Below are 26,594 nucleotides of genomic sequence, written 5' to 3'. Positions count from 1 at the left end.
TGGAACAAACACCAAACCTGCCGCTACCAGGACAGAGGTATTGGCAATAATGTCATTGCGAGAACACAACCAAACAGAAGACATATTTAAATTATCTCTTCGGTGTTTAGTCAATAGAAACAGACATAAGAGATTGGCAAGTAAGGCAACAACTCCAACCATACTCATCACTCTTGCTTCTGGGGTTACACCTACTAACAGTTGATAAGTCGCTCTAGCAAACACGGCGGTCGCGAACAAAAACATAATCATTCCTTTGAAAAAAGCCGCGCCAGCCTGAATTTACTGCCCTTGTTAATAACATACAAACTAGTCGTGTAAACCAAAGCTTCCCCCAGCATATCGAGTGAGTCTCCAGTCAAAGACAGGGAATCGGCTCTAATTCCCGCACCGAATTCAATAACGAACATTACTAGGTTAATAATTAGAACTGCCCACAGTACCTTTGCTTGCTGTTTTTTAATTGGGATAGTTCACGACCTTTATTGTGGCAGCAATTGTCACTCACAGTTTATTTTGCTCGAATATTTTAACTTTGTTTAAACGTTATCATAAACAGCTACTGTCAGACTTTGGTTGAGATATGGTCCTAATTATCTTACGCTTTACTGCTCGTCGTTCATTGCCACAGTTTGAGGGTAGGCAAGGTGATGTTTGGCGAAGGCTTTTTTAGCTCTAGTAGTTAAATCGGTAATGTAAATGAATTCGTCTCGCGCATCGAGAGGATAGCATTTAAGCTTGAATTGAACTCCCCATGGTTTAGCTGCCATAATTACCACAATTGGCATTTTAAGAGCGGTGTATTTACTAGTCTGAGCGACTCGATAGAGAATTTTTTTAATCAATTGAACGTCAACTTCATGAGCGAAGAAAAACTCAGTTACTACTTGTGCTTCTAGCTCTCCAGTATTGGCATTAGCAATAGCTTCAGTCCAGATTTTATTGTGGGGAATAGTAATTAAATTATCATCGGGGGTTTTGAGCCGAATACTTCTCAAACCGTAGCTAACTACTTCACCGTAATGCTCGCCAATTTTTACGCGATCGCCTACACGATAGGGAGCTTCGAACAAACCGACAATGCCGGCAATAATTGAACTGGCATAGTCCTTAAAAGCAAAACCCAAGGCTACTGCTATCGTTCCCGTTATCGCCAAGATATTATCTCTCGATAAATTGAGAAATAAGTTCATTAAGGTTACAACGGTAAATACCAAGACCACGGTTCTCAAAAGAGGTAAGGATTGTTTGATGCGCAGTCTCCATTCCTTAGCCGTTCTCTCGGAGAGCCAAATAATTGATTTATCAATTAACTTGATAACTACAAAAGCCAGTAAAATGACAATCAAAGCCTGGGTGATTTTCCAAGTAGTAATCTTGCTGACAAGTTCTCTGGTTTCTCTAGCCGTATCTTCTACTGCATCTCCAGCAGACTGAGCTAAGAGGGCTAACTTAGAGTAATTTAACATTAGTCTTTAGTCGATTTTATCGATTACAAAATTGTTGCTAGCCAGTTCTTGTTTGAGTTTTGGATAGTAAATTGGATTGACTTGTAAAATCTGGTTTCTTTCTTCAACTATTCCCGCACGGCGCAACATTTGTACCTGTGCTCTGACTTTATATTCCTCATCTCCCAAAGTCTCTGTTAGAGCAGATAAAGAGATATCTCCGTGGAGCAACAACGAGTATAAGATATAGTGGTCTTCAGAGCTTAAATTGGGTAATTTTGGCAACTCGGGATTTTCTACTAAGAGAATTTTGTTATTCTCATTAGTTTCAGTTTTCGTTCGCCCAGACTCCCGATCGTCCCTCATAGCAGCTTTTGCACTGCTTTTCAGCTCATCAGCTTTTTGTTTTAATCCCTCGGGAATTATTTTTTCTAACCTACCTTCTGCAAGAAGATTTTGACGACTGTTATCGTGAGCGTTACGATCTTTAGCGATCTGTTCGGAAGTTTTATAGCCAAGAGAATGCAAAAACGCCTGCACGGCAACTACGCTCACCCCCGCCGAAACCGAGGCTAATTTGTCAAAATATTTATCTTCCACGCTCTTATCGCCGTCGAGTAAATTAGAATTGAGCTTGGATTTGGCAAAAGAAATGTTGAATTCTGAGAAAAGAGGATTCAGCCATGCTTTTAAAGATTTTCCTTTTAGCCGAGGTAAGGGAAAAACTTCGCCACAATAAGCACCAAGATTAGTCACTGAATCGAGATAATCCCAACACACCAAACCCGCACCAATTATCCAAAAACGAGAGCGATCGCGCAGCAGCATCGAGCGCAAATAGTCAATTCCTTCTAAGCCTTCAAGGCTGCGTAAAAAACACCAGCCTAAGTTAGGAATAACTATAATTTCTAAAGATTCCGAACTAGCTTTAGTAATTCCTAATTTTAGAGCTTGGCGTAATTTTGTAGCAATTGCTTCTACATTGTCTGGTCGAGCAGTCCACGTTAGAAGCTTGAGGGGGATTTGTCCCTTTTCTGCCCAGTCTCTCAACCCTTCAACCATAACTCGCGACACCGGAGTTACGGGAGAACTGACAATTATTACAGAGTTATCTGCATTTTCGGGCTCGGTTCGCCATTGCTCGAACTTTTCGTCTATAGCCGAGATTACACTCTTTCGATCTGCAGGTGGTAAAGGCAAGTTTCTGGTAGCAGCAACCAACTTTTCTCTTAGTTTAGGGGGCAGTTCTTCTAACGAGCTTTCTGGTTCTTGGATTTCCTTATAGTCTCTAGTAGTCCAGGAATATAAAAAATCTCGCTGTTTGACCAGCCAAGTTTTAAAGCGATCAAATAATACTTGAGCCATTACCGTCGGGGTTGCGGTTTGGCGAGCGCGCTTTAATGTTAATGGCGATCGCCGTACTAAAAATAATCAAAAAAATAACTACAATAATTATGGCTAATAGAAGACTAGGTAGCAATTTAATCCTATCATCGATTGAAAATTGAAGTAATCTTTAATAACTTGGCAAAAACACATTAATTTACCTTCAATCGATCCTATTTTGACTCCCAATTATCGATATTTAATAGCGATCGCTATATTACAAAAATGAAATCGATTTTGTTTTACAAACCTTATGGAGTTTTGTGCCAATTTACCGATAACAGCGATGGAAAAAACCAGCGTCAAACTTTAAAAAATTATATTCCCATACCTTCAGTTTATCCCGTAGGTAGATTGGATTTGGATAGTGAAGGTTTATTATTGTTAACCGATAATGGCAAGCTACAACATCGCCTTGCCCATCGACAGTTTGCCCATCCTCGCACTTATCTCGTCCAGGTAGAACGGATTCCCGATGAAGTCGCCCTTAATACTCTGCGACAGGGTGTAAAAATCAAAGATTATACCACTCGTCAAGCCAGAGTAGAAATGTTATCCGACCAACCCAATCTTCCACCCCGAAATCCTCCCATTCGCTACCGTAAAAGCGTTCCTACTTCCTGGTTAAAAATAACTTTGACGGAAGGACGCAACCGCCAAGTAAGAAGAATGACCGCAGCGGTGGGTTTTCCAACTCTTAGATTAGTCAGAGTTGCCATTGGGGGCGATCGCGGTTTAACTTTGAAGAGTTTAAACCCCGGTGAGTGGCGAGAATTAACTTTAGCTGAAAAAACAACCTTACATCAGCTACTATAAGTTTGCTTGCTACTTTTTAAAATTAATTAACGATCGCCAACAAGAGTATAAAAACAATCACCTCAAACCAATAATTATTAATAAATGTAAAACAAAAATCTAAACAAATATAAATAAATTTGCCCGATCGTTCAGCTTAATAAAAATAAAGTGTAAATATTATATTTAAGTAGTAGGCAACAAAAGCTTGCCAAAATTGTAGAATTAATTCAGCCATACATACATTATGACAACTATCATCCGTGAAGGTGACGGTTACGGTTTATGGGAAAGATTTTGTCGCTGGATTACTAACACTAACAACCGCCTTTATATTGGTTGGTTTGGTGTGTTAATGATTCCGACTCTCCTGGCCGCCACTATATGTTTTATCATTGCCTTTATCGCCGCACCTCCTGTAGACATTGACGGCATTCGCGAACCCGTATCGGGTTCTTTGCTTTACGGCAATAACATCGTTTCTGGGGCAGTAGTACCGAGCTCTAACGCCATCGGGCTGCACTTTTATCCCATTTGGGAGGCAGCATCCTTAGATGAGTGGCTCTACAACGGTGGTCCTTATCAGCTGATCGTCTTCCATTTCTTAATTGGGGTATTTACTTATCTCGGTCGTCAGTGGGAACTGAGCTTCCGCTTGGGAATGCGTCCCTGGATCTGTGTAGCCTACTCGGCACCAGTATCTGCAGCGACTGCAGTCTTCTTAATCTATCCCTTAGGACAAGGAAGCTTCTCCGACGGAATGCCCTTAGGAATTAGCGGTACGTTCAACTTCATGTTCGTCTTCCAAGCCGAGCACAACATCTTAATGCATCCCTTCCACATGTTGGGTGTAGCAGGTGTATTCGGGGGCGCACTATTCAGCGCTATGCACGGAAGCTTGGTAACTTCTAGCTTAGTCCGTGAAACCACTGAAACCGAATCTCAAAACTACGGTTACAAATTCGGACAAGAGGAAGAAACTTACAACATCGTAGCCGCACACGGTTACTTCGGTCGTTTGATCTTCCAATACGCGTCTTTCAACAACAGCCGTTCCTTGCACTTCTTCTTAGGAGCATGGCCGGTAATTGGAATCTGGTTCACCGCAATGGGAATTTCCACCATGGCGTTCAACCTCAACGGATTTAACTTCAACCAGTCGATCTTGGATTCTCAAGGACGTGTCGTCAACACTTGGGCAGACGTACTCAACCGAGCTAACCTTGGATTTGAGGTCATGCACGAGCGCAACGCTCACAACTTCCCCTTAGACTTGGCTGCTGGTGAGGCTGCACCTGTAATTAACAGTTAATAGTTAGTCAATGTAATAGTTGCTAGGTTTTAGGATCCAATTAACCATTGCTCTTCTACGGAAGGGCATTTTTTTTGCACATCTGCAATCGCGATCGGAATTATTGGAGATTTATTCTTCGACAGTAAAATAGAATATTAGACGAGAGTGATATAAATTTTTATTCAATCTCTGACTATTAATTTAGATTATTTACAGGTCAGCAGAGACGGTGGGTGACCGTCGATAAAGTCGGATGAGAGAAACCTTCTCAATTTGTGCCTGTAATAATTTGAAATAGGGAGAACCCAAGCGTAAGCTAACTAATATGAAATTTTCCTCGAACAAGCTGGGTGTTTATTTCGGTATATTGGCATTAGGCGGTTGTGTGGGATTATGGGGCAGCCGTTATCTCGAGCGGGAGCAAACCGCGACCGAACAGTCTCCAATATATCCCAAGGCAATTCCGACTTTATCAAATTCAACAAATACTTTTGACCCTAGTGAAAATGTTAACTTTATCGCTACGGCCGTCGAAAGAGTGGGACCTGCCGTAGTTCGGATCGATGCTTCTCGTCAAATTTCTTCTGCCGTACCCGATATTTTACCCAACGAACCGTTTCTACGAAGATTCTTTGACAATGCCGACCCATCCGTACCAGAAAAAGTAGAACGAGGAACTGGTTCGGGATTTATTATTAGTTCTGATGGACGTTTGATTACTAACGCTCACGTAGTTGACGGTACAGATCGAGTTCAGGTCACTCTAAAAGACGGTCAGGTTTATCAAGGAATAGTATTGGGTACCGACTCGATTACTGATGTAGCTGTGGTTAAAATTAATGCCGTCGACTTACCAACAGTAACTTTGGGCAATACAGAAAATTTAACTCCAGGAGAGTGGGCGATCGCCATTGGCAATCCCCTGGGCTTAGACAATACAGTTACTGTAGGAATTATCAGCGCGATCGATCGTTCTAGTTCCCAAGTAGGAGTTCCCGATAAACGAGTGAGATTTATTCAAACCGACGCGGCGATCAATCCTGGTAATTCTGGAGGACCGCTGCTTAATGCTCAGGGAGAAGTAATTGGGATTAATACCGCTATTCGTGCCGACGCTCAAGGCTTGGGCTTTGCTATTCCGATCGAAACCGCACAACGCATTGCCACTCAATTATTTGCCAAAGGAAGAGCCGAGCATCCCTACCTGGGAATTCATATGGTCACTCTCAATGACCGCTCGAAAGCAGAAATCAACTCTTATAGCCAGTTTGAATTTAAGGTCAATGAAAACAAAGGAGTGTTGATTGTTAGAGTTATCCCTGATTCCCCCGCAGAACGGGCTGGTCTAATGCCCGGAGATGTGATCGCTCGAGTTGGCGATCGCTCCGTAGCAACTTCTTTACAAGTTCAAGAACAGGTGGAAAACAGTAAAATTGGGGAAACTCTAATTTTAGAAACGATCCGAGAAGGTAAAGTAAAAATCATTGAAGTTAGACCGGGAATTTTTCCCGATACTAAGGCTGAGTAATTAGCTCAGTTGGCTGCTGTTAGATAGTTAAATGTGTTTGAAGTAGAAGTTCATTCTGTTCTGCGAGATTATATCAGAGAAAGAGGCGATCGCAATTGGGCTCATCATTTGACTATGGCGAGGTTGGTCGCCAGAGCATTGCGTTTGGAGCGTTCGGCTTTACTACAAACTGGTAGTAGCGTTAGCAAGTATTGTTTGAGCTATTTAATGCCAGTTTTATGTGGAGATAGAGCGGCACTGATCGTTGCTCCGTCACCGATTTTACAATATTTATTCACAGAAGAAATTCCTCGACTACAGGACTGGTTGACCACTGACAAACCAGTCAGAATTGGCGAGCGCTGGAAATCCACCGATGAGCTGCTGTTAACTACTCCAGAAAGCTGGTTGAGCGATCGCCTCCATCTTCACCGTCGCTTTCCTCCAGAAATTCCTGCCATAATCGATCGCGCCGAAGATTTAGAGGAAAATGCCAGAAAGCAGCTTACCGTAAATTTATCCCTGTCTGACTGGAATGAATTGATGCTCCATGCACCTCAGTACGGTGAATCAATCCGCAATATCAAAGTTAAATTAACCAAGGCGATTTTTAACCGACCTCATAATCCCTACCAACATTATTTATTAACTGGATCCGAGTCAGATTTATTAGAAGAGTTATGCGACAAATTGGCATCAGAATCCCTGCTAACTCCAAAATTCAGTTATTTTTGGCAATTATGGCAGGAGCGACCTAATATTATGTGGTCGTCTAGAGATAGAGAAAGAGGATTATTTAAGATTTATCTCGCTCCTGTGGAAGTGGCTACAGCTTTAAAACCTATTTGGCAACAACAGCCAGTAGTTATTACCGGTAGCTTTCTCGATCTCGACCCTTCAGCACCAATTTATCGTCAAGAATTAGGTATTGAAGACATACTGTGTTTAAAATTTTCTCCCGATCGCCAAAACGAACCAGTTCAATTATACGTACCAGATCGCTTGCCGATGCCCAATACACCTCAATTTCGCCAGGCGATTTTTCAACAGGTAACTCTCTTGGTGGGTCTGAGTAATAATATCGATCGACCAGTGGTAATCTTGGTAGAAGATGTTCCGCTCAAGGCTCAGGTAGGCTCGGTTTTAGCCTCAGAATTTGGTTCTCGGGTGCGAGTTGAAGCTCGAGATTTAAGCGAGCGCAGTATTTTGGTTTGTGGCTGGTCTTTTTGGAAACTGCATCAAGATAAGCTACCCGTACCGCAGTTACTGGTAATCGTTACTTTACCCCTTCCTTCCCTAGAAAATCCCTTAGTTGCCAGTCGCGTTGCCTACTATAAAAGTCAGCGTCAAGACTGGTTTCGTTTTTATTTGTTACCTACTGCCCTCCGTAAGTTACAGCAAGCAATAGTTCCCTTGAGAGAAACTCAGGGAATCGTAGCTTTGTTAGACAATCGCGTTAATTTTCGCAGCTATGGCAAGACTATATTATCGGCTTTAGAACCTTGCGCTCGGATTAATTACATCGACCCATCTTGGTTTGGTTATCTCGGATCTTAGTTCGATAGTATCAGTGAGTTGCAGTTTACTCAGGGGTTGGAGCGATAAAAATTAGCAACAGCAATCAAAGTTGCTACATTTTTTAAAGTTTAGTTCGAGCTGCGATCGCCATATTTTCAGATTACCTTAATCGAAGAAACTCATTGTAACACGGACATCGACTTTGCCGTTCGACTCTGACAGAGAATGCGGGGATCGTGTTAAAGCAAAGTGAAATCTATATAAAGAAAGGTTTTATTTACTGAAAAAGAAAATATGATAGATAAAGATGAGTTAACATTGTCAAGTTTTGTTGACTTACAATTTTAATACTTTTAACCAAATCTAAGTTTAAATCTTTACGAGATCATGACCAAATCACAAACCGTTCGCTGTCCCAACTGTGGCGAACTAGCTAAAAAACATATAGTAGATAATTCTATAGTGCGTACTTCCTGTCCTAGTTGCGACTATTTGTTAGTTCAATGTTATAAAACTGCTAAAGTCATTGAAGCCTATGCCCCAGGGGTTGATGCTTGCGCTGTTTCTACTTAACTGCAAGAAGCACGTAACTGTCCGCAAGCCGCATCGGCAGATAAACCTCTTGAATAGCGTACGCTGACAGCAATTTTTTGCTCCTGCAAGATTCGCTGGAATTCTTCTATCTTATGTCTATCTGGTCTTTGATAATCCACCTCTGAAATTGGATTATAAGGGATCAGATTGACATGAGTTTGAAAACCTCTAAGTAGATTGGCTAATTCTGTAGCGTGTTCTGGCAGATCGTTAACTCCTGATAATAAAATGTATTCAAAAGTTACCCTTCTGCCGGTAGTCGCTGCATATCCTCGACAATCAGCTAGTAAAGCATCTAAAGGATAGTATTTTGCACTGGGAATCAACTGCTGGCGCAATTGCTGGTTAGCAGCGTGGAGACTGACGGCGAAGACAATTTGTAACTTATAGGCGGCTAAGGCGCGAATTTTACCCGGAATACCCACTGTAGAAACAGTAAGCGATCGCTGTCCGATACCGACATCCCGATTGAGAGATTTTACCGCAGCTACGGTTGCTGAGAGGTTCATCAGAGGTTCTCCCATACCCATAAACACCACATTGCTAACTCGTTGCTGAAAATCTTCCCCTACTGTTAACACCTGATCGACAATTTCGTAAGGCTGGAGGTTACGGATGAAACCACCTTTACCAGTGGCACAAAAATCACAAGCCATCGGACAACCAACCTGAGAAGAAACGCAAACCGTCAGGCGTTTGGCAGTAGGAATACCTACAGTTTCTACTATGGCACCGTCGGCTAGTTTTAATAAATACTTACGGGTAGCATCGGTAGCAACACTACGATAGTGAATCGTAGAACGCCCTAGAGGGTAGTCCGCTAGTTCTTCGCGCCACCGTTTGGGAAAAACGGAAATTTCCTCGAGCGATCGCGCTCCTTTTTGATATAGCCATTGGTAGAGTTGTTTGCCACGATAGGCAGGTTGTCCTTGCTGCTGAACCCATTCGGTTAACTCCAATAGAGTTTTACCTAATAGAACTTCTGATGCTGGCTGAGTATCTAGATTGGCGGTTTGTAGCGTCATGAAATAATTTTATAAGTAGTTGAGTTTTAATAGATTAATTCAAGGTAGAGTAAATGTGAATGTGTTGCTTTTAGATTCACCATTCACGATTTATCAATTTACTTTATGTTACTGATTCAATTTCAGTCTCCAGGTCCAATAATTGTTGAAATTGGTCCTTTGACCTTGCGTTGGTACGGTTTACTAATCGCGATTGCAGTATTAATTGGTGTTAGTTTATCGCAGTATCTAGCCAAGCGACGGGGAGTTAATCCAGATTTACTAGCAGATTTGGCAATCTGGTTAGTCATTGCCGCCATTCCCTGCGCCAGATTATATTATGTTTTATTTAAATGGTCTGATTACGCCCAGCGTCCTCAAGACATTATCGCCATTTGGCAGGGAGGTATTGCGATTCACGGGGCAATTATTGGCGGAACCATTGCCACTATTATTTTTGCTCGGATAAATAAAGTTTCTGTGTGGCAGCTATGGGATCTCGTGGTACCTTCTTTAATTTTAGGACAGGCGATCGGTCGTTGGGGTAATTTTTTTAATTCCGAGGCTTTTGGCGCACCGACAGATTTACCTTGGAAACTGTATATTCCTCCTGCCAATCGTCCACCAGAATATATAAACTACGAGTATTTCCATCCTACTTTTTTATATGAATCTTTATGGAATCTGGGCGTATTTATCTTACTCCTCTGGCTGTTTTTTTGGGGATTGAGGCACAAAAATCGTTTAAAACTAGGAACGCTGACTTTTGTTTATTTAATTGCCTACAGCAGCGGTAGGATCTGGATTGAAGGTTTACGTACTGATAGCTTAATGTTTGGCTCGATCAGAGTAGCACAGTTAATCAGTCTAGGTGCGATCGCCATAGGATTGCTCGGTCTCGCTTGGCTGTATTGGTTCAAACGTCCCCTACCCGATGTTGTCAATAAAGTAGCGAATAATCAAGAAGGCACTAGGCAGTAGGGAAATGAAAAATAGGGAAGTAGGAACATTTTCCCGAGTCCGCAAATCCCTAATTCTCTGAATCTCATTCTCCTCTGCTTCCTCTGCTCTCTTACCTCTTAATTTTTCTTTCATGTCCGACAAATTTCCTCTCAAACCTGCTGTATATATAATCGGTGCTGGTCCTGGCGATCCCGAACTACTGACTATTAAAGCTCACAAAATTCTCAGTCAAGCCGATGTAATTCTCTATGCAGACTCCTTAGTTCCCAAACAAATCTTGCAGCATGTTCGCTCCGATACCGAACTAATTACCACTGGTAATAAAACCCTAGAACAAATTATTCCTCTAGCGATCGCCAGAGTTAGAGCTAATCTTGCCGTAGTGCGCCTACATTCAGGAGATCTCAGTCTTTATAGCGCGATCGGCGAACAAATTCGCGCTTTTGCTGCCGCTAATATTCCCTTTGAACTAGTTCCTGGTATTAGTACCTTTCAGGCTGCTGCCGCAACTCTAGGGACAGAGTTAACCGTACCTGAATTAGTCCAGACAATTATTTTAACTAGAATTAGCGGTAAGGCATCATCCGTACCAGAAGCCGAAGAATTAGCTTCTTTAGCGGCTCATCGAGCTAGCTTATGCCTTTATTTAGCAGCGCGTCACGCCGAAGAGTCTCAAGCTAAGCTGTTGCAGCATTATCCTGCCGATACCCCCGTTGCTATTTGTTTTCGTTTGGGTTGGCAAGACGAAAAAATTTGGGTCGTACCACTATCAAAAATGGCGCAGGTTACACGAGAAAACAAGCTCATTAGAACCGTGATGTATTTAATTAGTCCTGCTTTAAAACAAGCTAAAATAGCGCGATCGCGCTTATATCACCCCGAACATTCTCATCTGTTTCGTACCGCTAAGAGTTAGTATGGTGTAAATCGGTGAGAGATAACTTATTACTTTACTGCCAGTTCGCTGATTTTTGGTCAGAGTGTAGAATAAATATTTGTCCAAGGCGAGCGCATTGTTTAGCCCATGAGAATTTGACCTGAGTCTTTTGTTGGCATTAGGTTTGAGGAACATCATCACATGAAGCCATCCAGTAACTATGTCCTCACCCCAGCCACGCACCACCTCAGAACGCAGTGACGAGATTCCTGTAATTATACTGGTTACTCCAGTTGAACCTGTCCGACATTCTAGATGCAGCCCTGCCATCACCACACGGAAATCGCCGAGGGTTGAGTTATGGACAACTGAGTGTGCTGTTACTGAGCTACATCATGACTCAATCAGACCATCATCTATGTGCATAGAATCTTGGGTAACTCAGCACCGACATACCCTAGCACTAGCGACAGGGGTGGACCATAGATAGATGCCAAAGATGCCACCGACGACCGCTTGGCTTCGGTAATAGAGGTAATAGGTGTAAAGACCACCGTCTTGACTTGCGCCAATATCCTCAACTATTGGGCACTCTCGACCCTCCCCCAGACCACTGTCAGCTCAAAAACAAGTTGCAGGCTATTCTCAAACGCTATCGGGTCAGTGCTTACTTTGCCACTCAAATCGATGCGCAAACGGTGACTTATCTATGTAGGGCGCGTGGACGTCCGAGTGGCAAAGACCCTTCACGTAAACGGTCTAAAACCCAATTCCAGCTCACATTTGAACGCCAAGCAGAGGCGTTCGATGAGGCTGAGCAACTTGCTGGTTGGCGCATTTACGTCACCAACATGAGTGTTGAGCAACTGAGTCGATCTCAAAATGAGCGAACGATGAGTCACTAAGCAAACTAGACATGAAGGCATGAAGCAGCTAAAGTTTAATTACCAATGGTTACTGTGGTTTGGCTTGGGTATTTTACTAATCTCGATCGCCAGTTATCTCGAATTAGACGAGTATTTATCCTCAATCTTGCTGTGGATCGATTCTTTAGGAACTTGGAGCACGATCGCTTTTATTTCGTTCTACACCACTGTCACGTTATTCTGCATACCAGGCTCTATTTTGGCTTTAGGAGGCGGGGCCTGTTTGGCACTTTTTGGGAGCGATTGTGGTGTTTATTGGGGGAGTTTTAGGAGCGGTAAGTGCTTTCTGGACGGAAAGATTCTTGCTAAGAGACTGGGTAATGCAACGGTTAACTAAAAATCGCTATCTACAAGCAATCGACCGAGCGATCGCTACTGAAGGGTAGAAAATTGCCTGTTTGCTGCACCTGTCCCCAATAATTCCTTTTAATCTGCTCAACTACATTTTGGGGGTTTCTAAAATTGCCTTTAAAGACTTTACTATGGCTACTGTAGTAGGCATTTTACCGGGAGTTATACTCTATACCTTTTGTGGCTCTCTAGTAGGAGACTTCACCATGCTGGCAATAGGAATGTCCGACGACTCCCATCCTGCGATTCGATGGTTTTTCTCTATATTCGGTTTGTTAGTTACCCTGCTGCTTACGGTTTCCCGTGTTGCTCGCTATCAGTTACAAAACAAATTAGATTCGCCAAGATAAGGCGAGCCACAACAAAATCAAGCGTCGCGTCGCTATTTTGAAATTTACTGCGCTTTTCAGTTGAATAGAATACAACCGAGCGACTTTTTTCTTCTACCTCCTGCCTCCGGTCTAATACCAAGATGTGGTCTACTCCATAGAAAACTGCTGTAATTTAATTACGTAGAGCCAAGTGATTGAGAATGCGATGAGCTAGTTCTCGGGCGACAACTGGTTTGGCGATCGAGTCGCTAGCACCGCTGGCGAATGCCTCCCTGGCGATCGCCGCATCGTGATGAACGCTGAGAAATAAAACTGGTAGCTTACACCAATAAGGATGAGTCCGCAGCACTTTACACAATTCAATGCCGCTTAGATGGGGCATTTCGATATCTAAAATTACTAAATCGGGGTTTACGGCTTGCAGTACCTCCCAAAACTGTCGAGGATCGTTGAGAGTAGTAATTTGAAAACCCCAGGGTTGTAGCAGAGAAGGTAGTGTTTGTAACAGTTCAGCATCATCATCGACAATCATAATTTTTTTGCCGCTAGAAGAACGTCGTAAAGCTTGCTGACAAACGGCAATAATCTGGCTCGAGTTTATTGGTTGAGTGAGGTAAAAACTGCCTCCATGACGTGCTACTTGTAGACGATCGCGAAAACGATCGCGATCGGCAATAACGATAACTGGTATTGATGGTTCGAGCAACTTTAACTCGGCAATTAAGGTGAGATATTCTTGTCGGGAGTCAAGCTCAGAATTAGCAAAGGATATAGGTAACAATACTGCATGAGGGAGTTTTTCGTAGAGATATTCTTGCTCTTCGAGCCAAATTTTTACTGATTCTGGGTCGGATAAAATTTTAGTCTGAATTCCCTTGTTTTCCGCCTCTTGGGTTAACTGAGGAGCTAAGTTAAGGTCGTCCCCGACGATTAACAATAGAGGTGAATTTTCGGAAATTTTTCGGTTGATGTAACTGGAAATATCTCGATCTGTAGCTATTTCTTTACTCAAGGCAGCTAATTTAGTTGATAATTCTCCCCATCGTTCTCGGTCAGAATTATTTTGCAATAAATTTTCCAGTTCTCTGGCTAGTTGAGAGCCTCGATTTAAACCAAATTGTCCCAAATTTCCCGCCAAACTATGGGCGGCAACGATTGCCGAAAGGCGATCGCTCAGTTCGAGATTATCTTGGTGTAAAGCGGCGATCGCCTGCTCTAAAATAGTTAACTGTCGTTGTCGTTTGGGTTGATTTTTTTCCCAAATCGAAGTTAAAGCGGCTAAATGTTGGGCTCGTTTGTTTGGTTTTTCTTTTCTAGGAGTCAAACCTATATTCTCAGCAAAATTATCGGCTTGAGGTAAGGACTTCAAACAATATCCCCGTCCTCTGACAGTGGTAATAATGTCTTCTGGTAAACCAGCTAATTTTAATTTTTCCCGCAAGTGTCTGATGTGAGAACGAACCGTTGCCCCAGCAGGATATTCCATCGACGACCAGAGACTTTCAATAATATCTTCGATACTCAAAACTTCGTGGTGGTGCCGCAAAAATAACTCTAGTAGCCGATATTCTTTGGCTGCTAAAGATAATATTTTGCCTTCATAGGTAACTTGACAACTACAGGGATCGAGTTGTAGCGCCCCCCAACTCAATACGGGAAGAAAGTCGCAGTTTAAGCGACGTAGTAATGCTCGAATGCGAGCAGTTAATTCTTCAAGATCGAAAGGCTTGCAGATATAATCATCTGCACCAGCATCCAGTCCCTTAATTTTATTTTGGCTGCCCTGACGCGAGGTAAGTAAAATTATCGGAGTATTGTAACCGCGAGCGCGAAAACGTCGACATAGGCTAATGCCATCGAGTTTGGGCAACGACCAATCAAGAATAATTAAATCATAGGTATAAGTAGAACCATAAATCCAACCCTGTTCCCCATCAGTAACAACATCGATCGCATAACTTCGTTCTGCCAGAGTTCTGGTAAGTATATCTACTAAGGCTTCGTCATCATCAACTAGTAAAATCCTCATGCTCGATCGCGCTATGATACGGGAAATTTGCAAGTATTAAAGAGTTAGTTTAGTTGTTAATCGCTGATAACTACAGTTCCCAGTGTAGAATTTTGGTTATTTGACTGGCTAGAGTCATCGAATTAAAAGGTTTGGTAATTACATCCACAACGCCCAAACTTTGTAACTGGTCTTTTTCTGCAGCTTGAGTTTTGGCAGTTAGAAAAATTACTGGAATAGAGCGAGTTTTGGCATTAGCTTTGAGGTTAGACAAAGTAGAAATACCATCCATATCGGGCATCATGACATCGAGAAGAATCGCATCAGGTTGCTGAGTTCGTGCTAAATTAATCCCTTCGGAACCCGAAGAAGCAATTACCACTTGCCAACCAACTTCAATTTCGATGCCTACCTGCACCACTTCTTGAATCGTCTCTTCATCTTCAATCAATAAAATTCGTTTGTTATTCATGACGATTTTCCTCTGACTGTATGAGTTTGGAAAGAGTACGATAAAGGGTGCTACCTATTGCCAAGCAACTTTTCGCCCAAATTTGCCCTCCGTCTCCTTCAATAATTTGACGATAAATAGCCAAACTCAAACCAGTACCTCCTTTTTTCCGAGAATCGGAAGAATCGACACCAAGCTTAACTCGAATTAAAGTTGATTAATTTAAGGTGTTACTAAAATTAATTCAAAAACAATAAGTAATAAAAATGAGTCAAAAAAAATCGCTCGAAGTTATAAACAATAACCACTAACCAGGGAGAACTAAGGACAATTAAACAGTATTTGGCTGATGTAGCGCTCAGTCCAAACTCGACCGAAAGACTTTGATAAAATTCGTTGCGTTTTGAGGATGAGATAATTACAACTAATAAACTTTCTCAATTTAATATGATTTGAATCTAGATCGAATCAGTCCTAACTCTCCAGTCAAAGCAGCGCGATTATATAATGGACTGCTGCGAAATGGACAACCCACACTATTGAAACCATAGCGAAGCTTCCTCAGGGCATTTGTTCTGGTGCTTACTGTCGACCCGACTTAAGACAACTTCAAGAGGAGTCGAGAGTCCTGAGGAAACCTCAAAACTCGTATCCTGGCAACTAATGACTAAGGATAAATGAAAAATGGTAAAGCAATCACTCTTTAGCCTCTTCAGTACCACGCTGGTTAACTTTGCTTGGCATTTTAAAGCTATCGAGGGGTTGAATGTTAACGATCGTGCCACCCATTTTGCTAATGCGCTGCATTTCTTCATTCATACGGTTGTAAGGAACACGCATGAAAACATTGCTACTGGTGCGTAAAGGATAGTTGTTTTTGCTTTCGTTTTCGTCCCCTTGTTTTAATCCCTTAACTTCATAGACAAAAACTCGATTTTTGGCTGGAGAATTAGAGCGACCTCCAACTAAATAATTACCTAACATGATGTTTATCTCCTGTATGATTTAGGGATTTAAAGAACGATTCCTCGTCCTCGATCCCTTATTAGTTTCTAATTCTTATGCCAAACTAATGCTGGCGACCTTGCCGCCCATTTTGTTGATTTTTTGGAGGGTTGGTGATAAGCGGTCGTAGGGAACTAATAATGCTCTACTGGAACGTCGTACTTTCGGATAACCAGGCAAATTAATACCCGCTATTTCTATACGATAAATACGACCTTCCCGATTAGCATTTCTAAAGGCGCGTTTGGGTGTAACGCCTCGTTCGGGTTCTTGATAAGCCCAACCTTCAGTACTACCAGATGGGGCAACTACTGCCGAAGCATTGTTAGCCGCTAACTCTCTAGCCAGACGAGACGGTTTTCCAGCTACTTGAGAGCGATCGCTGTTGGCATAACCTCGATATAGCTGGAACATACGGGTAAACCCTACAGTTTTTTGTTGGGTTTGGGTAGCAAAACCCCTGTAGTAAGGAACGATATTATCGCCAAAGTTCCGTACGTATTCCTCAGAATCAATATAAGAATCGATATCTGCCTCAAAACCTTTATTTTGATACAGATCTAAATGATAAATTACTTCAGATTCATCATAGGGGGCGCGACCCAAAAGATGCTTGAAGTTTAGTTCGATAACTCTGGTTTGAAAGTTGCCGTATAAGAATTTTTTCTTATACAGTTCGGACTTAGCCACTGCCCGGACGAAATCTCTTACTGTAATCGAACCATTACATAGTAAAGATTCTGTAGCTGTGAGACGCTCGGACTGCATAATATAATCGTTGCCTAAAACTTGCCGATAAACGGCATTAACTGCCGCCATAGCTTCATCTTTAGACCAGTTGGGACGTAATTCTAAAGGCTCGGAATCTTGATAAGCAGAAACACCCAAACGAGATGCTGCTGTTGTAATTGCCACTTACTATTCTCCTGTTCTGTTTGTTATAGTTTTTATTTTTTAACTAGTGTACCTTGTAACGATAACCAACCAAACTTAAGCGTTGGTAATGCTGAGAATTCGACTGCCTTGTTTGTTGAGTTTTTGCAGAGTTGACGAAAGTCTTTCGTAAGGTACGACATACTCTTTTAAACTACGACGTAATTGGGGAGTGCTTCCTGGGGAAGCGCTAGTAGTAAACCGCAGTCTATACAAACCGCCCCTTTCGCTTGCCGTGGTACCCGAGAGAGAATCTTTTCCCTTTCCGCCGGGACTGCGCACGGGAGTTGGGATATTGCGAGCCAGATCGTAAGTCAAACGAGGGCTACCCGTATTACCTTGAGCGCGATCGCTGTTGGCATAACCGCGATAGAGTTGGAACATTCGCGTAAAACCTACGGTTTTCTGACCTCTTTGAGTCGTAAAACCCCGATAGTAAGGAACGATATTGTCGCCAAAGTTCTCTACGTATTCTTCTGAGTCGATGTAGGAATCGATATCTGCTTCAAAGCCTTGTTTTTGATAGAGATCTAGATGGGCGACAATTTCGGCTTCGTCGTAAGGAGCGCGACCGAGTAGGTGTTTGAAGTTTAACTCTATAGTACGGGGATGATAGTTGTTATAAAAGAATTTTGATTTATATAGTTCTGATTTGGCGACTGCTCTAACGAATTCACGAACAGAAATCGAACCATCTTCCAACAACGATTCAGCACTAGTCAGACGCTCCGAGTTCATCAGATGGTCGTTGCCTAAGACTTGTCGGTAGACTGCGGCGATCGCAATTTTGGCATCTTCTTTATTCCAGTTGAGTCGCAGTTCCACGATATTGTTCTCTTCAAAGGCAGAGATTCCCAAGCGAGATGCTGCTGTAATTGCCACTGGTTATTCTCCTAAATTTACTATTGTGTTGGTTAAAAAAACTGCTCGGAATTACAGCCAACCATTAAACTCAAAGACAAGCTCAATAGTCATCTGCAATTCCGAGCTACTAGGTAAACTTTTAGCTGAGAGCGTTAATCGCGTAGTCAATATAGGAATTGGCTTCGACGGCAGGATCGCCACTTAAACCATGGTTGTCTTTGATATATTTGAGAGCTTCAATATACCAGCTAGGAGACAACTCAAAAGTAGAGTTGATTTCTGCAACTCCTGCAATTAGATATTCATCCATAGGTCCCGTACCACCAGCAACTAAACAGTAGGTGATCATCCGTAAGTAGTAGCCGATGTCACGAGAGCATTTAGCTTTACCTTCGGGAGTAGAAGCATAGTTTGGTCCCTGCATTTGAGTAGTGTAGGGAAACTTGTTATAAACCGCTTTAGCCGCACCTTCAACTAAACTATCACTCTTGCTAGTCAATGCTTGAGCGGCTTCCAAACTAGCGTTGGCTTGACGAAAACGACCAAAAGCAATTTGGATTTCGCTACTGCTCAAGAAACGACCTTGAGAATCTGCAGTAGATACTGCTTCGGTAATGGGAGTCTTCATTGGCAAAATACCTCTTGAAATAAATTTTTACTATGTTGTTAATCGAAAATAATTTAAAGATGTTCTGAGAGCGAACAGACATCTAGCCTACCGAGGCGGCAGCGCGATCGAAATAACTGGATAATTCTGACATCAAGGAACTGCAATCTCCTTGAGTAATATTGTTTCTGTCGTTAGCAATTTCAATAGCAGCAGCTTTCATTTTGTTGACAGCTTGAGCTACAGAACCGCCTGGAACTCCTAGAGCTACATAAGTTTCTCGCAAACCGTTCAAACAACGATCTTCTAAAACGCTGCCATCACCACTGAACATGGCGTAGGTAACATAGCGTAAGATAATTTCCATATCTCGCAAACAAGCAGCCATGCGGCGATTGGTGTAAGCATTACCTCCTGGCGCGATTAACTGAGGTTGTTCGGCGAACAAAACACGAGCGGCGTTAGCGACAATAGCTGAAGAATTACCAGTAATGCGATTGACAACATCCATCCGTTTGTTGCTTTCTGCCACCATGTTTTTGAGAGCATCAAATTGACTGTTGTTGAGATAGTCTCCTCTCGCATCAGCCTGGGAAATTACCCGTGTAAATGCATCAAACATTAATGTTTCTCCTAAATATTTATTTGCACAAAATGAATTAATTAGAAAACTGAATCCTAACTTACTGACTCAGCCGAACCAAAGTTAAATAGAAAGCTCAATGCTTTGTTTTCCTAAATAACTTAGTCGATTGATATTACAAGTTTATAAGTTAAGAGATTCAGTGGCTTTTGGACTAAGCTTATTCAACCAAAGCTTTTGTGCAATCTTCGTGCAATTACCATCTTTTAAAATAAAGTTTTGTTATTATTTGTAACGATAACTTTATTTTAAAATTTATCTTCGTATGGTCTAATTGCTTTTGGCGATTAATCTCAACTCCAAAGCTTGGGTCGTGCTAAAAAAGTTTACAGTACCACTAATTTTTTAATACGTATTGCTTGCTTGAAATCTAGCCAAATTAGCCCATAGTTTGATTTTTCTAAGGTAAATTTTGCTGCCAAAAGTTTGAAATTAATAATTTTTGCCTTAATTTAACGTCAGTTCGACGAAAAATATTTTTGAGATTGTTCTAGAATCTGAAGCTGAATTTCATTTACTGTGGTTACGAAAAATATACCCTTCTGCCCTCTGGAGGGCGCGTCGCCTGGAGAAACCCCAGGCACGGGGCGTACAAGCTCTGTATTCCTCCAGAGTCAGCCCCTTGTTTATTACGTAGATGTAGAAAAATTATCATCTACCAGGCGCTCGCCTCTCTTTAGGTTCGGTTGATGGAGCAGGAAGGAGCGGCGACTGTATAGTATTATTCGATTCGAGCGTTTGGCGCTCTTCAATTGTCGTAGAAGTTTGGGAAATAGCATCTGGAGGAGAAGCATTGGGTTGCCGAAACAAAGACATCATTCCCCCTTGATAGTTAGAAGTGATCGCCAGAAATGCCCCCGCTAAAATATAGATTGGAAGAGGCAGAATAAAATCTTTAATCCACAAGACAAATTCTGCCAAGACAAATAAAATACCTACGCAAACCAACCAAAATTCAATCATTTCACCATCCCCAAGTACCCATTCCACCTTTAAAAGGTCCGACGATATCGCTAGTAATCCAGCCACCGTAAAAATCTCCCGGTTGAGATTTAACTAGCTCTTCATCAACATAACAAGCATCCATTTTACTCGGATAAACAGCTACGTAATTTTTAATTTGGGCAAAAGCCTCATTGGGTTGGGGATAATACCAGGCAGCTTCGGATACCTGTGTGTCGCCGACGATAATTGTGTAATAGTTGGCAAATCCTTTCCATTCACAAAAAGAACGTTTGTCAGTCGTCTTTTGAAAGTATTCCTGCTGAATATCCTCTGGCGGAATATAGTAGGTAGGAGGATGGCTGGTTTCTAATACCCGATAGGTATTGCAACTATCGGCAATGGTTACGCCATTAAGTACTACTCTAATCCGTTTCGGCGATCGCTCCAAGCGTGGTGGACGGGGATAATCCCAGACTGATTCTTGACCGGGTTGTGGTTCTATAGGTTGAGGATAAGCTGCCATTTTAGAAATCGAGGGATAAGTTCGAGCTACTATTACTGTTTTAGATTAACTAAAAACTCTCGTTAATCGTGGTTCGAATTCAATGGCGATCGCTCCGTTAACCCTGAACGACTTGCTTGACAGTAGTAAAAGTCTCCAAACCAATCAATCCCTGACGATATCCTTTTTGATTGGACATTCCCAAAAATACGCTTTCACCATTATCGGGATTGCGGTTAAATTTGGGTGAAGCGTTGATATAAACCAAAGCCGTATCTACACCTTGAACGAATTGACGGCTTTCTTGATAGGATTCGGTAAAAATACAATCGGCATGATGGCTACTGTAGCGACTAATCCAAGAAATACTCTGAGTTAAATTGTCAACATAGCGAAAAGCCACGGATTTATTTAAATAAGGCTGTTGCCATTCTGATGCTGCGGTTGGCTTTAAATATTCGGGAAATTGATTTACTAGAGTTTTATCTCCTTTGAGAGTAAAACCCTGTTCTTGCAAACTGTTGAATAAAGATTGTATCGAAGAAGCTTTCTTGTCTCGATGAATCAAAACTTTTTCGATAGCGTTAACTGCATCTGGTTCGCTGGCATGGCTATCGACGATCGCATGGCGTAACAACTCTAAATCGCCGCTTTCAGACCAATAGGAGTAGCAATTCCCCATCGCGGTTTTTAATACCGGTGCCGTAGCTTGTTCGGCAACCTGCTGAATTAGACTGGGACGACCATAGGGAATAATTAAATTTAAATACTGATCTTGGGTGACTAACTCTTGAATTGAAGTTCCCGAATCGGAAAAAATTGCTTCTAAGCAACCTGGAGGGAGATTTGTTCCTCCTAGAGCATTCTGCAAAATTTTGGCGATCGTTTGATTGGTGTTGCTGGTAGTACTACAACCTCTCAAAATAATACTATTGCCCGATTTGAGACACATTCCAGCGGCGATCGCTGCTAATTCGGGAAAAGCTTCGTAGACAAACGCAATAGCTCCCAAAGGCATTAGTTGACAGTAGGTTTGACAGGGTTCTAACTGATAGGGAGCATTAATTAATCTCCGCGTCGGATCGGGCAATTTCGCCAACTGCTTTAAGGTTTTTACTGCCATTTCTAATCTTTCTGGCGTAAGCTTTAACCAGTCGACAATTATTTCTGGTACGACCATTTCGCGGCTAATTTCCAGGTCGAGAGTATTTGCTTCTAAAATTTCATCAAAGCTGCTAGCTAATGCTTCTGCTAAGATTGCTACTGCTTGACGACGCATCAATCCCGAAGTCCAGGCTAATTGTTCTGCGGCTCGTCGCGAGCGCTCGACTATAGCTAGCTTTTTGTTCGATGAAGTTTGCATTTGTCTTAAATTAATGCCGATAAATTACCCAGAGCATTATTGTTAGCAAGAATACTGATATTAACAGAACTATTGCCAAAAAAATAATACTTTGAGCCGAAAGCCAGTGCAACAACATGGGTAAAATCACTGCGGCAGCTACGGCTAAGAAAATAGTAGTTCCCAATATTGCCGATAAATAGTTTTGCGTCCAACAACTGTAAGCATTGACCCAGCGATATCCCGTCCATCGCCAGGCTTTTTTGTGATATATCGACGATAGCTGTTCGATTACTCGACCGTTTTCTTTTAAAACAAAAATTTGCTGACAGCGGTCGCACCCCAACGCCTCGGTTAGGACTATCGGTTTGAGATTGCCACGTCGCCGACAAGGACAGGGATAATCGCTGTTAAAATCTATTTTTTGGGTTTTCTGATAGGGTCGCACGCTGACTCAGTAAAAGTAATATGTTAAGACGATAAATTCTACAACTATTTATAAACATATATTACTACTTACTTTTATCATCCCTTAAATGTATCTTACTCTAAACAAATTTAATCAACAAATGTATCTTACTCTAAACAAATTTAATCAACTTCTCTTAACATTTACCATACTGGGGAGAACAAAAGACCAAGATTCGCAGCTCTAGATCCCAGTCTAGCGATAAAGTTGGTAATTATATATCGAGTAAGCGATCGGGATAGCGGGATTTGAACCCACGACCCCCGCTTCCCGAAAGCGGTGCGCTACCAAACTGCGCCACATCCCGAATCAAACACATCATAAACCTTTTTAGGGTTAGGGTGCAAATTACAGACTGGGCAAAGGTTGTGGACGATATAGAAGTAATTGTAGAAATTAGTTGATTGCTTATTTAAAGCAGTTAATAGTAGATAATTCGTGTAGTCTTTTGGAATCTCTTTGTAAAAATGGTGTGAATTTGGTGTGAATTAAATTCACTGCTGAAAGTCATGTATATCAACAACGAAGAGAGAAAAGCCAAAATAGGAATAGTAAAAATTTCTGTCAGCCGATACGATAAAATCAATCTGCGTTTTACTTACCCAAAGAAGAAAAGAAACGATATTAATGTAGCGACTAACACAGAAGAAGGTTGGGTAAATGCCCTCAGAATTGCTCAAACTAGGTAGTCTAAAAAGGAAAGGATAAGGGAAGATAGCAAGTAGTTCGATCTTGAAAGTTCATTCATGGCAGATTCCTTGTTATACCAATTTTCAAAAATAATGAGAGACTTGGTAAAATAACAAAAAGATAAAATGCTAGCGAATGTCTGGAGTACCTAAAATAGAAATAGCCGAATCAGTAGAAGAGTTAAAGTTACTGATGAAGCGGCAAAAAACGGGATTAGGATATGCTAAAGTACAAAGCCTATATCTGCTAAAAATTAAGGTAGTAGAAAATGTCAATTATTTAGCAGTAATTATAGGTAGAGGAGAGTCAACGATTCATCGCTGGTTACAATTGTATAAAACAGGAGGATTATCTTTACTCCTAGAAGAACCACTAAAAACAGGAAGACCAAAAAAAACTAGAGATAGAAACAGTAGCCAAGCTTCAAAAAGAGTTATCTGACCCCGAAGGTTTTAACAGTTATCAAGAAGTACAACGCAGCGCGTATGCGCAGCTCGTCGTCTAACGACGACTAGGACAGCAAAGCTGTCCGCGCTGTTTAGTTGTGAAGATATTGAAATAAGTTATGCAACTATACATCGAGTCGTTCGATATGAATTACAAAGTAAACTCAAAGTTACTCGACCCAGACATGAGAAACAACAACCAGGAGTAATTGAAGTATTCAAAGCTCATTTACCTGATAGAATCAAAGGTTTAATTAATGACATTAGAGACAAACAGGAAGACAATCGCGATATCATCGACTGGTTTCAAGATGAAACAAGATTAGGATTTAGAACAGAATCAGGCAAAAAAATTACTCTCAAAGGAGTAAAGCCACAACAGATTTTACCATGGCATTATAACTATTATTATTTGTATGGATTAGTTGCAGGGTAAGCTCATCTAATTTTGTATAAAATGTACTTGACAAAAACAAATGGCTTTCAAAACTTGATGGGTAAAGAAAAAACTGCACAAGTCATAATCACAAACTCTTCTTTAGTTCCAACTTTGACAAATCTCTCTACCTGCTCAAATCCTAACTGCTGCCATACTCGTTGCGCCCGCTTATTGAACTGGGCGACCGTTACCCGCAACTGTTCTACCTCATATTGATTTATTCCGTACCTAGCTACAGCTAGAGCATACAACTTACCGCGTCCCTGACCAACTAAATCTGGTTTTATTCCCATACCGATGTCAAGAGCTTGAGTAGTGTAACAACCACCTAGCACTTGACCATCTGAGCCGAAAGAGCAAGAGCCTTCAAGTTGCCCTCGTAGATTCAAGAGAGCAAAAAAGGCGTTTTTCTTATCCAGTAGATAACGCAAGTCTTCTTGGGTAGTATTAGCCTTAAAATTATAGTAGTCATACGGGGGAATATACTGCCACTTTAGGATGGCGAGTGCATCTTCCTCAATAAGTGGTCTAAATAATAGTCTCATGTTAACTATCCTTAAAGCTGTGACACATTATGACTTGAATATCGCTCTAATATAGTTTTACGTTTAAGACGATTAGAGGAAAGAATTAATGGCATTAGGATTTGCAAGCGCACAAGCCGAACCAGCTAAACAATCAGCCAAACAAGTAAAATTGACCCCAATTGCTGAAATCCAAGCCAATTTGTCAAGCTATTTTTCTGAGATTAAAGACCCTAGAGTTACCAGAACCAAAAAGCATTTGTTAAAAGATATTTTAGTCATAGCTATTTTAGCCGTGATTGCTGGAGCGGAAGGTTGGGAAGATATCGAAAATTACGGTATCTCTAAGCAAGAGTGGTTAACAGAATTCTTGGAATTACCCAATGGAATTCCTAGTGATGATACATTTCGTCGAGTTTTTGAGAGGCTCGACCCATCAGCTATTGAAAACGGTTTTACTAAATGGGTGCAACAATTAATCCCTTCATTAGAGCAAAAAATCGTGCCAATTGATGGTAAGTGTTTGAAGAGTTCTTATGAGCGAGAGCGAGGCATTAAAGCTTTACATCTAGTCACAGCCTGGGTTGCAGAGCAAAATTTGACTCTAGGGCAAATAAAAGTTGAAGATCATTCTAATGAAATAACCGCCATTCCTGCTCTATTAGAATTAATCGATATTCAGGGCGCGATTATTACTATTGATGCAATGGGAACACAAACTGAGATTGTTCGTTTAATTCGCGCTAAAAAAGCTGATTATGTTTTAGCACTCAAAACTAATCATCCGACCCTTCACGCCCAGGTCAAAAATTGGTTCGACAAAGCTCACGCCTCAGACTTTGAAGCTATTAAAGTTTCTCATGACCGCAGGATAGAAAAAGCGCACCGCCTGCGCTGAGGTCTCCTCAGCGTAAAGACGGAGCAAGAAGGACATCATCGCACCGAAAAACGGCTGGTTTGGGCTGTGCCTCTGTCTGAGTTTGGCGGTCTTTACAAACAAGAACAATGGTTAGGACTTGAGAGTATTGTAATGGTAGAAAGAACCCGTCTTTTATGGAACAAAGTTACTTATGAAGTTCAATTTTATCTCTGTTCTCTAGTGGCAAAACCGCCAGTCGAAACAATTAACTTGGGAAGCAGAGCGAATTCGGGATTGTCTCTTACAAGAATCGTTTGCGGTTCGTCGCAGTTTGGAACTTTCTCTGTTGAGGTCACATAAATCAGCAATTCATCCAGATCTTAACTGGATCGAGCAGTTTCAAATTTTCCACGCTTATTTAAAAGAGCTAAGCGATCGCCTCTCTCCTCCGTATTTAGAGGAAGGTTTGCCCTTGGCTATAGAATGTTTGGTGCAAAAGTGGCAGTTAGCAAAACCTAATTGTAAATTTCAATTAAAATTAACTTCTCAATGGCGACAGAATTCATCCGATCGCAATCGCATCGTTTTAACTGCTGTAGATGGGATTTTAGAGCTAAAATTATCAGATCTTAAAAAAGTTTTAATTGGTATCGAGCTTCAGCAAAACGCAAGAGATAATCAGCTAAAGATTACACTCGAACGTCATGCATCACACTCAGCTCTATCTTCTGACAAATGCCGAGAATTGGAATATCTCAGCCAATCTTTTCGGATTTTGACATCGGGGAGATGGATCGCTCAAACACAAAAATCTCTCGCTACCTCCCATCTGAGTTGGTAGAGCAAATTAAACTAAGTATTAATAAAAACTT

27 protein-coding genes, 1 tRNA gene and 6 pseudogenes are annotated in these 26,594 nt (G+C 41.6%); 14 read left to right on the top strand and 20 right to left on the bottom strand.

All coding sequences use genetic code 11. The features are described 5' to 3' along the window. Nucleotides 1-3: 3 nt before the first annotated feature. The 3 genes and pseudogenes from ACLFKQ_RS06415 to ACLFKQ_RS06405 form a co-directional block, all read right to left on the bottom strand. Nucleotides 4-508 (bottom strand): annotated as a pseudogene (locus tag ACLFKQ_RS06415) (cation transporter); the annotation flags it as partial. Nucleotides 509-605: 97 nt separating this feature from the next. Next, nucleotides 606-1,469, bottom strand: a complete 864-nt coding sequence (locus ACLFKQ_RS06410; RefSeq protein WP_448999009.1) for a mechanosensitive ion channel family protein — start codon at nucleotides 1,467-1,469, stop codon at nucleotides 606-608. Between the two features lie 6 nt (nucleotides 1,470-1,475). Further along, on the bottom strand, nucleotides 1,476-2,813 hold the full coding sequence (locus ACLFKQ_RS06405; RefSeq protein ID WP_448999008.1) for an ArsR family transcriptional regulator: 1,338 nt from the start codon (nucleotides 2,811-2,813) through the stop codon (nucleotides 1,476-1,478). Nucleotides 2,814-3,059: 246 nt separating this feature from the next. Here ACLFKQ_RS06405 and ACLFKQ_RS06400 point away from each other — a divergent pair, with 246 nt between their 5' ends. From ACLFKQ_RS06400 to ACLFKQ_RS06380, 5 genes are all read left to right on the top strand, one after another. After that, a complete protein-coding gene (locus ACLFKQ_RS06400) occupies nucleotides 3,060-3,650 on the top strand; it encodes a pseudouridine synthase (protein ID WP_448999007.1) in 591 nt (196 codons plus the stop codon). A 226-nt stretch (nucleotides 3,651-3,876) separates the two neighbouring features. Further along, on the top strand, nucleotides 3,877-4,941 hold the full coding sequence (psbA, locus tag ACLFKQ_RS06395) for a photosystem II q(b) protein (RefSeq protein WP_448999006.1): 1,065 nt from the start codon (nucleotides 3,877-3,879) through the stop codon (nucleotides 4,939-4,941). Nucleotides 4,942-5,248: 307 nt separating this feature from the next. Beyond that, the gene (locus ACLFKQ_RS06390) at nucleotides 5,249-6,451 is read left to right on the top strand and encodes an HhoA/HhoB/HtrA family serine endopeptidase (RefSeq protein ID WP_448999005.1); all 1,203 of its coding nucleotides are present in this window, start codon (nucleotides 5,249-5,251) and stop codon (nucleotides 6,449-6,451) included. A 33-nt stretch (nucleotides 6,452-6,484) separates the two neighbouring features. After that, the gene (locus tag ACLFKQ_RS06385; RefSeq protein ID WP_448999004.1) at nucleotides 6,485-7,987 is read left to right on the top strand and encodes a helicase C-terminal domain-containing protein; all 1,503 of its coding nucleotides are present in this window, start codon (nucleotides 6,485-6,487) and stop codon (nucleotides 7,985-7,987) included. A gap of 348 nt (nucleotides 7,988-8,335) precedes the next feature. Then, a complete protein-coding gene (locus ACLFKQ_RS06380; protein WP_448999003.1) occupies nucleotides 8,336-8,521 on the top strand; it encodes a hypothetical protein in 186 nt (61 codons plus the stop codon). Here ACLFKQ_RS06380 and rlmN read toward each other — a convergent pair. Then, nucleotides 8,518-9,567, bottom strand: a complete 1,050-nt coding sequence (rlmN, locus tag ACLFKQ_RS06375; RefSeq protein ID WP_448999002.1) for a 23S rRNA (adenine(2503)-C(2))-methyltransferase RlmN — start codon at nucleotides 9,565-9,567, stop codon at nucleotides 8,518-8,520. The genes ACLFKQ_RS06380 and rlmN overlap by 4 nt on opposite strands. Before the next feature lie 105 nt (nucleotides 9,568-9,672). Between rlmN and lgt the strand changes: the two genes are divergently transcribed. From lgt to ACLFKQ_RS06350, 5 genes and pseudogenes are all read left to right on the top strand, one after another. Further along, nucleotides 9,673-10,527, top strand: a complete 855-nt coding sequence (lgt, locus tag ACLFKQ_RS06370) for a prolipoprotein diacylglyceryl transferase (protein ID WP_448999001.1) — start codon at nucleotides 9,673-9,675, stop codon at nucleotides 10,525-10,527. Between the two features lie 112 nt (nucleotides 10,528-10,639). Beyond that, nucleotides 10,640-11,425, top strand: a complete 786-nt coding sequence (cobM, locus tag ACLFKQ_RS06365) for a precorrin-4 C(11)-methyltransferase (RefSeq protein ID WP_448999000.1) — start codon at nucleotides 10,640-10,642, stop codon at nucleotides 11,423-11,425. A 181-nt stretch (nucleotides 11,426-11,606) separates the two neighbouring features. Then, nucleotides 11,607-11,929 (top strand): annotated as a pseudogene (locus ACLFKQ_RS06360) (IS1634 family transposase); the annotation flags it as partial. A gap of 628 nt (nucleotides 11,930-12,557) precedes the next feature. Next, the gene (locus ACLFKQ_RS06355; RefSeq protein ID WP_448998999.1) at nucleotides 12,558-12,698 is read left to right on the top strand and encodes a hypothetical protein; all 141 of its coding nucleotides are present in this window, start codon (nucleotides 12,558-12,560) and stop codon (nucleotides 12,696-12,698) included. 12 nt (nucleotides 12,699-12,710) lie between these two features. Further along, the gene (locus ACLFKQ_RS06350; protein ID WP_448998998.1) at nucleotides 12,711-13,013 is read left to right on the top strand and encodes a VTT domain-containing protein; all 303 of its coding nucleotides are present in this window, start codon (nucleotides 12,711-12,713) and stop codon (nucleotides 13,011-13,013) included. A 154-nt stretch (nucleotides 13,014-13,167) separates the two neighbouring features. Here the strand turns inward: ACLFKQ_RS06350 and ACLFKQ_RS06345 are convergent. The 15 genes and pseudogenes from ACLFKQ_RS06345 to ACLFKQ_RS06275 all read right to left on the bottom strand — a co-directional run. Then, nucleotides 13,168-14,205, bottom strand: a pseudogene (locus ACLFKQ_RS06345) (response regulator); the annotation flags it as partial. Nucleotides 14,206-14,358: 153 nt separating this feature from the next. Next, nucleotides 14,359-14,646, bottom strand: a pseudogene (locus tag ACLFKQ_RS06340) (winged helix-turn-helix domain-containing protein); the annotation flags it as partial. Between the two features lie 51 nt (nucleotides 14,647-14,697). Next, nucleotides 14,698-15,024 (bottom strand): annotated as a pseudogene (locus ACLFKQ_RS06335) (response regulator transcription factor); the annotation flags it as partial. Nucleotides 15,025-15,094: 70 nt separating this feature from the next. Further along, complete coding sequence (locus ACLFKQ_RS06330; RefSeq protein WP_448998997.1) at nucleotides 15,095-15,475, bottom strand: response regulator; 381 nt, start codon at nucleotides 15,473-15,475, stop codon at nucleotides 15,095-15,097. Further along, nucleotides 15,468-15,605, bottom strand: coding sequence for a hypothetical protein (locus ACLFKQ_RS06325; protein ID WP_448998996.1), 138 nt, complete (start codon nucleotides 15,603-15,605; stop codon nucleotides 15,468-15,470). Before ACLFKQ_RS06325 ends, ACLFKQ_RS06330 begins: the two co-directional genes overlap by 8 nt. Before the next feature lie 545 nt (nucleotides 15,606-16,150). Continuing rightward, nucleotides 16,151-16,438 (bottom strand): phycobilisome linker polypeptide, encoded by a 288-nt coding sequence (locus ACLFKQ_RS06320; RefSeq protein WP_448998995.1) that lies wholly within the window; start codon nucleotides 16,436-16,438, stop codon nucleotides 16,151-16,153. A gap of 75 nt (nucleotides 16,439-16,513) precedes the next feature. After that, nucleotides 16,514-17,374, bottom strand: coding sequence for a phycobilisome rod-core linker polypeptide (locus tag ACLFKQ_RS06315; protein ID WP_448998994.1), 861 nt, complete (start codon nucleotides 17,372-17,374; stop codon nucleotides 16,514-16,516). A 75-nt stretch (nucleotides 17,375-17,449) separates the two neighbouring features. Continuing rightward, entirely contained in the window at nucleotides 17,450-18,274 is an 825-nt protein-coding gene (locus ACLFKQ_RS06310) for a phycobilisome rod-core linker polypeptide (RefSeq protein WP_448998993.1), read from the bottom strand. A gap of 121 nt (nucleotides 18,275-18,395) precedes the next feature. Further along, nucleotides 18,396-18,884, bottom strand: a complete 489-nt coding sequence (cpcA, locus tag ACLFKQ_RS06305) for a phycocyanin subunit alpha (RefSeq protein ID WP_448998992.1) — start codon at nucleotides 18,882-18,884, stop codon at nucleotides 18,396-18,398. An 82-nt stretch (nucleotides 18,885-18,966) separates the two neighbouring features. Continuing rightward, entirely contained in the window at nucleotides 18,967-19,485 is a 519-nt protein-coding gene (locus ACLFKQ_RS06300) for a phycocyanin subunit beta (RefSeq protein WP_448998991.1), read from the bottom strand. A 672-nt stretch (nucleotides 19,486-20,157) separates the two neighbouring features. Next, complete coding sequence (locus tag ACLFKQ_RS06295; RefSeq protein WP_448998990.1) at nucleotides 20,158-20,496, bottom strand: hypothetical protein; 339 nt, start codon at nucleotides 20,494-20,496, stop codon at nucleotides 20,158-20,160. Beyond that, a complete protein-coding gene (locus ACLFKQ_RS06290; protein ID WP_448998989.1) occupies nucleotides 20,471-20,974 on the bottom strand; it encodes a DUF427 domain-containing protein in 504 nt (167 codons plus the stop codon). Before ACLFKQ_RS06290 ends, ACLFKQ_RS06295 begins: the two co-directional genes overlap by 26 nt. A 97-nt stretch (nucleotides 20,975-21,071) precedes the next feature. After that, on the bottom strand, nucleotides 21,072-22,316 hold the full coding sequence (locus tag ACLFKQ_RS06285) for a glutamate-5-semialdehyde dehydrogenase (RefSeq protein WP_448998988.1): 1,245 nt from the start codon (nucleotides 22,314-22,316) through the stop codon (nucleotides 21,072-21,074). Nucleotides 22,317-22,326: 10 nt separating this feature from the next. Continuing rightward, the gene (locus ACLFKQ_RS06280) at nucleotides 22,327-22,743 is read right to left on the bottom strand and encodes a hypothetical protein (protein WP_448998987.1); all 417 of its coding nucleotides are present in this window, start codon (nucleotides 22,741-22,743) and stop codon (nucleotides 22,327-22,329) included. Nucleotides 22,744-22,997: 254 nt separating this feature from the next. Next, nucleotides 22,998-23,071, bottom strand: a tRNA-Pro gene (locus ACLFKQ_RS06275). Between the two features lie 202 nt (nucleotides 23,072-23,273). Between ACLFKQ_RS06275 and ACLFKQ_RS06270 the strand changes: the two genes are divergently transcribed. Together ACLFKQ_RS06270 and ACLFKQ_RS06265 are read left to right on the top strand one after the other, a co-directional pair. After that, the gene (locus ACLFKQ_RS06270) at nucleotides 23,274-23,453 is read left to right on the top strand and encodes a hypothetical protein (RefSeq protein ID WP_448998986.1); all 180 of its coding nucleotides are present in this window, start codon (nucleotides 23,274-23,276) and stop codon (nucleotides 23,451-23,453) included. A gap of 136 nt (nucleotides 23,454-23,589) precedes the next feature. After that, nucleotides 23,590-23,895, top strand: a complete 306-nt coding sequence (locus tag ACLFKQ_RS06265; protein WP_448998985.1) for a hypothetical protein — start codon at nucleotides 23,590-23,592, stop codon at nucleotides 23,893-23,895. A gap of 488 nt (nucleotides 23,896-24,383) precedes the next feature. Here ACLFKQ_RS06265 and ACLFKQ_RS06260 read toward each other — a convergent pair whose 3' ends face one another. After that, on the bottom strand, nucleotides 24,384-24,884 hold the full coding sequence (locus ACLFKQ_RS06260; RefSeq protein WP_448998984.1) for a GNAT family N-acetyltransferase: 501 nt from the start codon (nucleotides 24,882-24,884) through the stop codon (nucleotides 24,384-24,386). Between the two features lie 88 nt (nucleotides 24,885-24,972). Here ACLFKQ_RS06260 and ACLFKQ_RS06255 point away from each other — a divergent pair. Both ACLFKQ_RS06255 and ACLFKQ_RS06250 read left to right on the top strand, forming a co-directional pair. Continuing rightward, nucleotides 24,973-25,962: pseudogene (locus tag ACLFKQ_RS06255) on the top strand (ISAs1 family transposase); the annotation flags it as partial. Nucleotides 25,963-26,068: 106 nt separating this feature from the next. Continuing rightward, nucleotides 26,069-26,563 carry a hypothetical protein gene (locus ACLFKQ_RS06250; RefSeq protein WP_448998983.1) on the top strand — a complete coding sequence of 165 codons (495 nt, stop codon included), beginning with the start codon at nucleotides 26,069-26,071 and terminating at the stop codon, nucleotides 26,561-26,563. The last annotated feature ends 31 nt before the right edge of the window (nucleotides 26,564-26,594 follow it).

Source organism: Myxosarcina sp. GI1(2024), from assembly GCF_053543375.1.
The sequence above is the reverse complement of the archived record's forward strand: the minus strand, read 5'-3'. Positions and strand labels throughout refer to the sequence as shown.